Source organism: Massilia sp. NBRC 108631, from assembly GCF_059704565.1.
On sequence record NZ_BAAKJE010000086.1, the window covers coordinates 24882 to 35203 of the forward strand.

Consider the following 10322-nt stretch of genomic DNA (forward strand, 5'->3'; position numbering starts at 1 on the left):
CCAAATTGGGGTGGCACATGCGAGACTTATCGAGGTATTCCCGACCAGCACAGTTCCTGCTTGCCGCCGTCCTGGCGAGCGTGTTGACCGCCTGTGGCGGCGGCGGCGGCCCCAGCGGCGGATGCGTCAGCTTTGACGCCGGGCGCGATCCCGCCCTGCCGTCCTGCGGCGGCACCACCAGCACGCCGTCCAGCACCGCCTCCTCACTGGCCATGGCGCTGACCGATTCGGCCGGCGCCGCCATCACCTCCATTTCGCAGTCGCGCAGCGGTACCCTGGTGCTGACGCTGAAAGACGCGCGCGGCAATGCCGTGCCCAACGTCACCGTGACCGTGATCACGTCCGACAAAACTGCCGTTCTCAGTCCCGCCTCCGGCAGCGCGTTGACCGACGCCAGCGGCGTGGCCAGGATCGGCCTGAATGCGGGCACGCAGGCCGGCGCCTTCACCGCCACCGCGACCGCCGCCCTCGCCAGCGGCAACCTGACCGCGCAAGTGAGCTACGCCGTCAGCGCCCCGGCCAGCATGGTTACGCTGTCGCTGGCCGACACCGGCGGCGCCCCCACCACCGCCATCTCGCCCGAACGCAGCGGCACGCTCTCGGCCACCATCAGAAACAGCGCTGGCGTGCCGCAAGCAAACGTCGCCGTCACATTCTCCAGCAGCGACAAAACCTCGGTCATGGAACCGCCCTCCGGCACCGCGCTGACCGACGCCAGCGGCATCGCCAAGGTCGGCATCAATGCCGGCACGCAGGCGGGCGCCTACACCGCCCAGGCCGCAGCCAGCGTGGGCGCTATCCCGGCATCGGCGTCATTGAACTATAGCGTCGGATTCAAGGCCCTCGCGCTGAGCAGCCTGACCATGACGCCTTCCATCTTGTCGGCGGGCGGCAATGCCAGCGTCAGCGTCACCGTCCAAAGCGATGGCGCGCCTTATCTGCCGGTGCTCCCGGTCAGCTTCACCTCGCCCTGCGTGGCGGCAGGCCGGGCTTCCATCGGTTCACCAGTATTGACGCAAAATGGCGTCGCGACGGCAAGCTATTCCGACCGCGGCTGCGGGGTGCCGGACGTGATCACCGCCAGCGTCACGCTGGGCGGCAACATCAGCCGGGCCGGCACGCTGACCGTGCTGCCCGCTGCCGCCGGTTCGATCAAGTTTATCAATGCGAACACCACCAATATTGCGCTGAAGGGCACCGGCGGCTTCGGCCGCCAGGAATTCTCCACCCTCAAATTCCAGGTGATGGACGTGACTGGCAACCCTGCCTCGGGCAAGCAGATCGATTTCCTGTTCGCCGATACGATGGCGGTCGGCACCATCGGCGGACTGACGCTCACTCCGGCCTCGGCTACTTCGGGAGCGGACGGCACGGTGACCACCCTGGTTAGCGCCGGCACCATTCCAACTTCGGTCAGCGTGGTCGCCAGGGTAAGGGGCACGGAAATTACCACGCTCTCGAACATCCTGGTGATCTCTACCGGCGTACCGGACCAGCGCCATCTCTCGCTTGCTGCCTCCACCGGCAATTGCGAGGGGTTCGAGTTCGATCTGTCCTGCAGCTTCATTACAGCCAGCCTGGGCGACCATTTCGGCAACCCGGCGCCGGATGGCACCGCCGTCAATTTCACCACCAGCGCGGGCGTGATCGGCGCCTCCTGCGTCACCGGTTCGCTGCCGCCTCCCGGCGCCACCCCGGACAACGTGGTCCCTGGCGTACCGCCCGGCACCTCCCAGACCACCAATTCGCGGGTCGGTCCCGGCTCCGGCACCTGCACGGTCGAATTGCGTTCGGGGGCGCCACGCAAATCCGACGGCAAGGTCGTGGTACTGGCTTATGCACAGGGCGAGGAAACCTTGATCGACGCCAATGGCAACAACGTCTACGACAGCGGCGAAGCGTTCATCGACCTTAGTCCCGACGTGTTCCGCGACGACGACGAGAACGGCGCCTGGTCAAGCGGCGAACCGTGCATCGGCCTGAACCAGAATACGACGTGCAGCACACCCGGGGACGGCGTGTACAACGGCGTGCTGCGCTCGCCGCCAACCAGGAGCCCGTACGTGCAATATATATCGCGGCAGGTCGGCCTGATCTTCTCGGGCAGCAGGGCCGTGATCAGTTTCTCGCCGACGGCGCCCGTGTGCAACGCCAACCTGACCGCCGACATCCTGGTGACGGTGAAAGACGAGCGCAACAACATCATGCCGGCCGGGACCGTGCTCGACTTCAATGCCCTGTTCGGCGCCACATTCGTCCCGGTGGTCCCCGGCAGCGTGAAGGTGCCGAATGTCGTGCGGGCCGTTGGCCAAAGCATCATACCGGGGTCCCACCTGGTCACGGTGGGCTGCCCATCGCAAGCTTCGAAGGGCAAATTCACGGTCACGGTAACCACGCCGAACGGCGTGGCCACCAGCGCCAACGTCACCATCAACTGACGGGACCGGCCCGGGTCACAGCTGCTTTTCGAAGCAGACCGACTCGGGCTTGGCGGCGTAGCGGCCGAAGTTGGAAATGACGCGGTAGCCGCGCGCTTCATAGAATGCCACCGCCCGCGTGTTGACGCGGCGCGTCGACAGCCGCAGCGCCTGGTAACCCAGCGCTGCGGCTTGTTTTTCCAGGTAGGCCAGCACCGCGCTGCCTACGCCGCCATGGCCGGGCCGCGCGTACATGCGCTTCACCTCGGCGATGCCTTGCTCCAGCGGCCGGAACGCGCCGCAGCCCAGCGCAGTGCCTTGCACACTACGCGCCAAGGCAAAGCACGCCCGCGGGCCACGCACGTCGTCCACGTCGAAGGACGACTGGCCGCTGTCGCCGGTGATGGCCGCCAGCACCGCCGACAGCTCCGCCACCAGCAGCAGCGCATCCGCCGATCCCGGATCTGCCGGCTGCACCCGCACCTGCGGCCGCGCCGCCACGCCGCGCATGGCGCGCACGACGCTCATGGCGCCAAGCGCTCCGCGCGGCGCGCGAAACGCTGCGCCAGCACCGCGCACACCATCAGCTGGATCTGGTGGAACAGCATCAGCGGCAGGATCACCACGCCCAGCGACGACGTGGCAAACAGCACCTTGGCCATCGGCACGCCGCTGGCCAGGCTTTTTTTGGAGCCGCAGAAGACGATGGTCACCTCATCCTCCTTGCAAAAACCCAGCCGTCGGCTGAGCCAGCCTGTCAGCGTCAGCACCACGGCCAGCAGCAGGCAGCACAGCAGCGTCAGCGCCAGCAGCGCGGTCGCGCCGACCTTGAGCCACAGCCCTTCGCTGACGGCCTGGCTGAAGGCCGTATAGACCACCAGCAGGATCGAGCCCTGGTCCACGTACTTCAGCATCGGCTTGCGGCGGTCCACCCAGGCCCCGATCCAGGGCCGCATCAGCTGACCCGCGATGAAAGGCAGCAGCAGCTGCAGCACGATGGACAGCACAGCGTCGGCCGAGGACTTGCCCGCCGGGCCGTGCACCACCAGTGCGCTGACCAGCACTGGCGTGAGGAAGATACCGAGGAAATTGGACGCCGAGGCGCTGCACACGGCGGCCGCCACGTTGCCGCGTGCCACGGCGGTGAATGCGATCGACGATTGCACGGTGGACGGCAGCATGCACAGGAAAAGGATGCCCAGGTACAGGTCGGGCGTGAGCACCGTCAGCGCGAGCGGCTTGAGCAGCATGCCCAGCACCGGGAACAGCACGAAGGTGCAGCACAGCACCAGCAGGTGCAACCGCCAGTGCGTCATGCCGGCCAGGATGGCTTCGCGCGGCAGCTTGGCGCCGTGCAGGAAGAACAGCGCGCCGATGGCGACCGTGGTGACCGCGCCGAAGCCTTCGGCCACGCGGCCGGTGGCCGGCAGCAGGCTGGCGAAGGCCACGGTGAGCAGCAGGGCGAGCGTAAAGTTGTCGGGCCGCAGGCGGCGCAAAAGAGCGAGGATGGAAGGCATAGGCGTATTTTAGCAGCCGGAGGTGATCACCCCGCGGCGCAGCCCGGCACGGGCCATGGCAATGACCGGCTATTCGCAGCGGACGCTGCACGCGCCGCCGTGTTGGTAGGCGCTGCTGCGCTCCAGGCCGGCCACATTGTCGTGGCTGATCGTCAGCGTCAGCCTGCCGCTAGCCGACGAGAACGGCGAGCCGGTCGCCGGCTGAAATACCAGGTAACGGGACAGCCATGCACCCTGGCAAGCTGTGACCTCGGCAGTTTCGACCGGCAGTTTGACACCGGAGGTCCGCACCGGCGATACGGTCGTCTGGCGCGTACTTGCACTTGCCGCAGGCGGCCAGCACGAGCAGCAATATCAACAGTAGCGCACGCGGCACGGCCGACTCCCATCCATGGAACAAAAAAAAATGCCGCCCAGGGTACACCGGGCGGCATTCATGCGTGTCGTGCTGCGCAGGCTTACAGGATGTGCTTGCCGATCCACCATGCGATCGCGGCCACGAAAGCGGAGGCCGGGATGGTAAAGATCCAGGCCCACACGATGTTGCCCGCCACGCCCCAGCGCACCGCCGACATCTTTTGCGCCGAGCCGACGCCGACGATGGCGCCGGTGATGGTGTGGGTGGTGGACACCGGCACGCCCAGGGCGGTGGCGGTGAACAGCGTGATGGCGCCGCCGGTTTCGGCGCAGAAGCCGCCCACCGGTTTCAGCTTGGTGATCTTCTGGCCCATGGTCTTGACGATGCGCCAGCCGCCGAACAGCGTGCCGAAGCTGATCGCCGTGTAGCACGACACCACCACCCACAGCGGCGGCTCGGCGTCGGTGGACAGCGAGTGGCCGGCCGCGATCAGCAGCATCCAGATGATGCCGATGGTCTTTTGCGCGTCGTTGCCGCCGTGGCCCAGCGAATACGCCGCGGCCGATGCCAGCTGCAGGCGGCGGAACCAGGTGTCGACCTTGCGCGGCGTGGTGCGGACAAAGATCCAGGACACCATCAGCATCATCAGCGAACCGAACACGAAGCCCAGCAGCGGCGACAGCACGATGAACATCACCGTCTTGATCAGGCCGGCGGAGACCAGCGCGCCGGTGCCCGACTTGGCGACCGCCGCACCCACCAGGCCGCCGATCAGCGCGTGCGAGGACGACGAGGGGATGCCGTAGTACCAGGTCACCAGGTTCCACACGATGGCGCCCATCAGCGCGCCGAAGATGACGTACTGGTCGACCACGCCGGGGTCGATGGTGCCCTTGCCCACCGTGGTGGCCACGGTCAGCTGGTGAAACACGAAGATGGCGATGAAGTTGAAGCAGGCGGCCATGGCGACGGCGGTCTGCGGCTTGAGCACGCCCGTCGAGACCACGGTGGCGATCGCGTTCGCCGCGTCGTGGAAGCCATTCATGAAGTCAAACACCAGCGCCAGGAAGATCAGCACTCCCAGCACATAGATGCTCATTTGTACGCTATTCATGGATTATTCTTTTTCGTGGGGGCAATTACGCGTTTTCGACGATGATGCCTTCGATGATGTTGGCCACATCTTCGCAGCGGTCCGTCACCGTTTCGAGGATTTCGTAGATGGCCTTCATCTTGATCAGGTTGCGCACGTCCGGCTCGTCGCGGAACAGCTTGGACATGGCGGCGCGCATCACATGGTCGGCGTCCGATTCCAGGCGGTCGATCTCTTCGCAGATCGAGACGATCTGGCGCGAGTTGTCCATGTTGTGCAGCAGGGCCACCGCTTCGCGGACCTTCTCGGTGCAGGCCAGCACCAGTTCGGCCAGGCGCTTGGCTTCCGGGGTCACCGAGTGCAGGTCGTACAGCGACACGGTCTGGCCGGCGTCTTCCATCAGGTCCAGGATGTCATCCATCTTGGTGATCAGCTTGTGGATGTCGTCGCGGTCGATCGGGGTGATGAAGGTCTTGTGCAGCAGATCGACGGTGGCATAGGTGATCTTGTCGGCCTGTTTCTCGATGCCTTCGATGGCGTGCACGCGGTTTTCCAGGTCGTCGAAGTTGGTCATCAGGGCCAGCATTTCCTTGGCGCCTTTGACGCACAGTTCAGCGTGCTGGTTGAACAGGTCAAAAAATTTGCCCTCGGTGGGCATCAAGCGTCCAAACATATCAATCTCCAATCATGATTCATCGTTACTGCAGGCAGCCGCCAGGCGGCGGCCTCAGAAAATTTACGGGTACTGCGGGAAGTAAAACTTAGTCGCCCTGGTAGGTCGTCAGCGCACCGCTGTAGTTGCCGAACTTGGTGTACATGCCCATCCAGGTCAAACGTATTGCGCCGATCGGGCCGTTACGCTGCTTGCCGATAATGATCTCGGCCGTGCCTTTTTCGGGTGAGTCGGGATTGTAGACCTCGTCCCGGTACAGGAAGATGATGACGTCCGCATCCTGCTCGATAGCGCCGGACTCGCGCAAGTCGGACATCACCGGGCGCTTGTTGGGACGCTGTTCCAGCGAGCGGTTCAGCTGCGACAGCGCGATGACGGGACAGTGCAGCTCCTTGGCCAGGCCCTTGAGCGAGCGCGAGATTTCGGAAATCTCGGAGGCGCGGTTGTCGCCCGGCTTGCTGCCCTGCATCAGCTGCAAGTAGTCGACGATGATCAGGCCGAGCTTGCCGCACTGGCGCGACAGGCGGCGCGCGCGGGCCCGCATCTCGATCGGATTCAGCGCCGGCGTTTCATCGATGAACACCTGGGCGTCGTTCATTTTCTGGATCGCGTTGGTCAGGCGCGGCCAGTCTTCGTCGTTCAGTTTGCCGGTGCGCAGGCGGTGCTGGTCCAGCATGCCCACCGAACCCAGCATACGCATCGCCAGCTGGGTGCCGCCCATCTCCATCGAGAAGATGGCCACCGGCAGGCCGGCGTCGACCGCCACGTTCTCGCCGATGTTGACCGAGAACGCGGTCTTGCCCATCGACGGACGTCCCGCCACGATCACCAGGTCGCCCGGCTGCAGGCCGGAAGTCATGCGGTCCAGGTCGATGAAGCCGGTCGGCACGCCAGTGATTTCGCTGGAGTTGTCGCGCGAATAGAGTTCGTCGATGCGTTCAACCACCTGGGTCAGCAGCGGCTGCACCGCCAGCCAGCCCTGCGCGCCGCGCGCGCCTTGCTCGGCAATGGCGAAAATCTTCGATTCAGCCTCGTCCAGCATCTGCTTGACTTCCTTGCCCTGGGGGCTGAAGGCCTGGCCGGAAATCTCGTCGGCGACCGTGATCAGCTGGCGCAGGATGCCGCGATCGCGCACGATCTCGGCATAGCGGCGGATGTTGGCCGCCGATGGCGTGTTTTGCGCCATCGCGTTCAGGTAAGCCATGCCGCCCACCTCGTCCGCCTTGCCCAGCATGGACAGCGCCTCGAACACGGTCAGCACGTCGGCCGGCTTGGAGCCGTTGATCAGGCGGACGATCTGTTCGAAGATGATGCGGTGATCATAGCGGTAGAAGTCGTCGGGATTCATGAAATCCGCGATACGGTCGAACGCGGCATTGTCGCGCAGCAGGCCGCCGATGACGGACTGTTCTGCTTCGATGGAATGCGGCGGAATGCGTAGCGAATCTACCTGTGGATCGGAGGGGGTGTTCATGGCGCGAATTATACCTGCTTCGGTGCAAGGGCAAAAAATAAAAAAGCCGGGCAAGCCCGGCTTTTTTATATGTACAACAGTCTATCCGTAGATTTCTCTACAACTAAACTTAGGCAGCTTCGCCAACGACGGCAACGGTCACGTCGACCACTACGTCGGTGTGCAGCGATACCGAAACGGCGTGCTCGCCGGTGACTTTCAGCGGGCCGTTAGGCATGCGCACGGCAGCCTTTTCAACAGCGAAACCAGCTTTGGTCAGCGCCTCAGCGATGTCGAAGTTGGTCACGGAACCGAACAGACGGCCGTCCACACCAGCTTTTTGCGACACGGTCACGGTCATGCCGTTCAGTTTCTCGCCTTGGGCTTGGGCAGCAGCCAGTTTGACGGCGGCAGCTTTTTCCAGTTCAGCGCGCTTGGCTTCGAATTCAGCGACAGCGGCGGTGGTGGCGCGGCGGGCCAGCTTTTGCGGGATCAGGAAGTTACGTGCGTAGCCGTCCTTGACCTTAACCACGTCGCCCAGGTTGCCGACGTTAACAACTTTTTCCAACAGAATGATTTGCATAGTTCTCTCCAGTTTCTAATCTGACGGCGCTAATTAAGCGTGGTGCAGATCGGTGTACGGCAGCAGGGCCAGGTAGCGAGCGCGCTTGATCGCGGTGTCAACTTGACGCTGGTAGTGCGCCTTGGTACCGGTCAGGCGTGCTGGCATGATCTTGCCGTTTTCCTGGACGAAATCTTTCAGCGTGTCTACGTCTTTGTAGTCCACTTGCTCAACGTTTGCAGCGGTGAAGCGGCAGAACTTCTTACGTTTGAACAGAGGATTCTGTTGCTTGCGCTTTTCTTTCAGCTTGAGCTTGTTTTTGTCGAACTTTTTACCGAATGCCATTTTAGGCTCCTGTATCTAATAAACTAAAATCAATGATGTGAAACACCAGGCTTCTGCTATTGCGGTTTTTCTTGGCCAGGAATCCTGTGAACCGATAAACACCAACGAGGGGCGCCGCTTCGAACCGTTTTGCCAGATCCCCTGCCGCCAGGGCCGGGACTTCGAATTCGGTGAGGCGGGCAATGCCTGCCTCCATCTGCTGCGAACTGTGCTGCAAGGTTGCAGTGACAATCGGCATGCCGGCCGGGGTGTACCTGATGGTGTCCCGTTCGGTGATGAGGGCGGTTACCTGTAGCTGGTTCAGTTCAGTTCCTGATCAGTACTTAGGCCGCTGCGGCTGCTTGGGCTTCGGCGCGATGGCTCTTGGCCGCGTCTTCACGTTGTACCGACTTCATCATCGGCGAAGGAGCGGTTTCCGCTTTCTTCATTTTGACGGTCAGGTGACGCAGCACGGCATCATTGAATTTGAATGCGGTTTCCAGCTCGACCAGGGTCTCGTTGTCGCACTCGATGTTCATGCAGATGTAGTGTGCTTTAGCCAGTTTCTGGATCGAGTAAGCCATTTGACGGCGGCCCCAATCTTCCACGCGATGTACGTTACCGCCGCGCGAGGTCACGCTGGCTTTGTAACGTTCGATCATCGCGGGCACTTGCTCGCTTTGGTCCGGATGGACGATAAATACGATTTCATAGTGACGCATGAAAACTCCCTTAAGGACTGTGAATATAGCCCACCCCGGCGTCAAGACGGGTGTGGGAAGAGGTAAGCCCGCGACTATAGCGCCTTTCCGCTGAAAAATCAAGCAGCCGCCCGCCTTGACCCTGCGCAAAGCCGGCCGGCCCGCGCGCGCGCATGCTACAGCCCATGGAACAGCCCGCCGACGACTATGACACCCCGTGGAAAAGCGCCGTCATGCGTCACTTCCGCGAATTCATGGCATTTTTCTTCCCCCAGGTGCACGACGCCATCGACTGGCGCCAGCCGCACCGTTTCCTGGACCAGGAGCTGGCGCAGGTCGTGCGCGACGCCAGCCTCGGCCGGCGCAGGCTGGACAAACTGGTCCAGCTGACCCGCCGCGACGGCGACGCCGGCATACTGTACATCCACGTCGAAATCCAGCGCAGCCGGGAAAAGGACTTTGCCGAACGGATCTTCACCTACCACTACCGGATATACGACCGCTTCCACAGTCCGGTCAGCACGCTGGTCATCCTGGCCGATCCGCATCCCGGCTGGCGGCCGGACTGCTACCGCTACGATATGCATGGAGGCGAGACCTGCATCATCTTCCCTGTCGTCAAACTACTGGACTTCTGGCCCAGCCTGGACCGGCTGCTAAGCAGCCACAACGCTTTCGCCCTGCTGACCGCTGCCCACCTGATGACGCTGCGCACCCGGGGACTGGACCAGCAGCGATTCGAATTCAAGGCCATGCTCACGGCGCTGATGTACGAGCGGAATTGGGATACCCAGCGCGTGCTCGATGTATTCAATGTACTAGACTGGATGATGAAGGTCCCCGGCCACCTGCAGCACCAGTTGGCCATGCGGATCGACGAACTAAACAGGAGCAAGGAAATGCCATTCGAGAACTTGATGATACGCATGGCCAAGGAAAAGGCCCGCGAGGAAGGACTGCAGGAAGGCAGGGCGGCTGGCAGGGAGGAAGGCAGGGCGGCTGGCAGGGAGGAAGGCCGGGAGACAGGGCTGGAGCTGGGCCGGGAGCAAGGGTTAGAACTGGGCCGCGAAGCGGGTTTGAAATTAGGCCGTGAAGAGGGCCGTGAAGAGGGCCGTGAAGAGGGCCGTGAAGAGGGCCGTGAAGAGGGCCGTGAAGAGGGTCGTGAAGAGGGTCGTGAAGAGGGGCGTGAAGAGGGGCGCAAAGAAGGCAGACGCGCGGTGGTAC

At 63.2% G+C, this 10322-nt stretch carries 12 protein-coding genes; 2 read left to right on the top strand and 10 right to left on the bottom strand.

Annotation, left to right across the window (positions count from 1 at the left end; genetic code table 11):
• The first annotated feature begins 80 nt into the window (after positions 1-80).
• A complete protein-coding gene (locus tag AC6H42_RS10490) occupies positions 81-2438 on the top strand; it encodes an Ig-like domain-containing protein (RefSeq protein ID WP_497547980.1) in 2358 nt (785 codons plus the stop codon).
• Between the two features lie 15 nt (positions 2439-2453).
• Here the strand turns inward: AC6H42_RS10490 and AC6H42_RS10495 are convergent, their stop codons facing one another.
• The 10 genes from AC6H42_RS10495 to rpsF form a co-directional block, all read right to left on the bottom strand.
• The gene (locus AC6H42_RS10495) at positions 2454-2945 is read right to left on the bottom strand and encodes a GNAT family N-acetyltransferase (RefSeq protein ID WP_229418323.1); all 492 of its coding nucleotides are present in this window, start codon (positions 2943-2945) and stop codon (positions 2454-2456) included.
• Entirely contained in the window at positions 2942-3934 is a 993-nt protein-coding gene (locus AC6H42_RS10500; RefSeq protein ID WP_497547981.1) for a bile acid:sodium symporter family protein, read from the bottom strand. The genes AC6H42_RS10495 and AC6H42_RS10500 overlap by 4 nt, the downstream gene beginning before the upstream one ends.
• 69 nt (positions 3935-4003) lie before the next feature.
• Positions 4004-4225: a hypothetical protein gene (locus tag AC6H42_RS10505; RefSeq protein WP_057157703.1), complete on the bottom strand. Its 222-nt coding sequence runs from the start codon at positions 4223-4225 to the stop codon at positions 4004-4006.
• Positions 4226-4392: 167 nt separating this feature from the next.
• Positions 4393-5406 (bottom strand): inorganic phosphate transporter, encoded by a 1014-nt coding sequence (locus tag AC6H42_RS10510; protein WP_057157702.1) that lies wholly within the window; start codon positions 5404-5406, stop codon positions 4393-4395.
• Between the two features lie 25 nt (positions 5407-5431).
• The gene (locus AC6H42_RS10515; protein WP_057157701.1) at positions 5432-6058 is read right to left on the bottom strand and encodes a DUF47 domain-containing protein; all 627 of its coding nucleotides are present in this window, start codon (positions 6056-6058) and stop codon (positions 5432-5434) included.
• A gap of 88 nt (positions 6059-6146) precedes the next feature.
• On the bottom strand, positions 6147-7532 hold the full coding sequence (locus AC6H42_RS10520; protein ID WP_057157700.1) for a replicative DNA helicase: 1386 nt from the start codon (positions 7530-7532) through the stop codon (positions 6147-6149).
• 109 nt (positions 7533-7641) lie between these two features.
• A complete protein-coding gene (rplI, locus tag AC6H42_RS10525; protein WP_057157699.1) occupies positions 7642-8094 on the bottom strand; it encodes a 50S ribosomal protein L9 in 453 nt (150 codons plus the stop codon).
• Between the two features lie 33 nt (positions 8095-8127).
• Positions 8128-8418, bottom strand: coding sequence for a 30S ribosomal protein S18 (gene rpsR, locus AC6H42_RS10530; RefSeq protein ID WP_008450941.1), 291 nt, complete (start codon positions 8416-8418; stop codon positions 8128-8130).
• A gap of 1 nt (position 8419) precedes the next feature.
• Positions 8420-8722, bottom strand: coding sequence for a primosomal replication protein N (gene priB, locus AC6H42_RS10535; protein ID WP_497547983.1), 303 nt, complete (start codon positions 8720-8722; stop codon positions 8420-8422).
• 19 nt (positions 8723-8741) lie between these two features.
• Positions 8742-9119, bottom strand: coding sequence for a 30S ribosomal protein S6 (rpsF, locus tag AC6H42_RS10540; RefSeq protein ID WP_056394461.1), 378 nt, complete (start codon positions 9117-9119; stop codon positions 8742-8744).
• A gap of 164 nt (positions 9120-9283) precedes the next feature.
• Between rpsF and AC6H42_RS10545 the strand changes: the two genes are divergently transcribed.
• A partial coding sequence (locus AC6H42_RS10545) for a hypothetical protein (protein WP_497547982.1) occupies positions 9284-10322 on the top strand: 1039 nt, incomplete at its 3' end.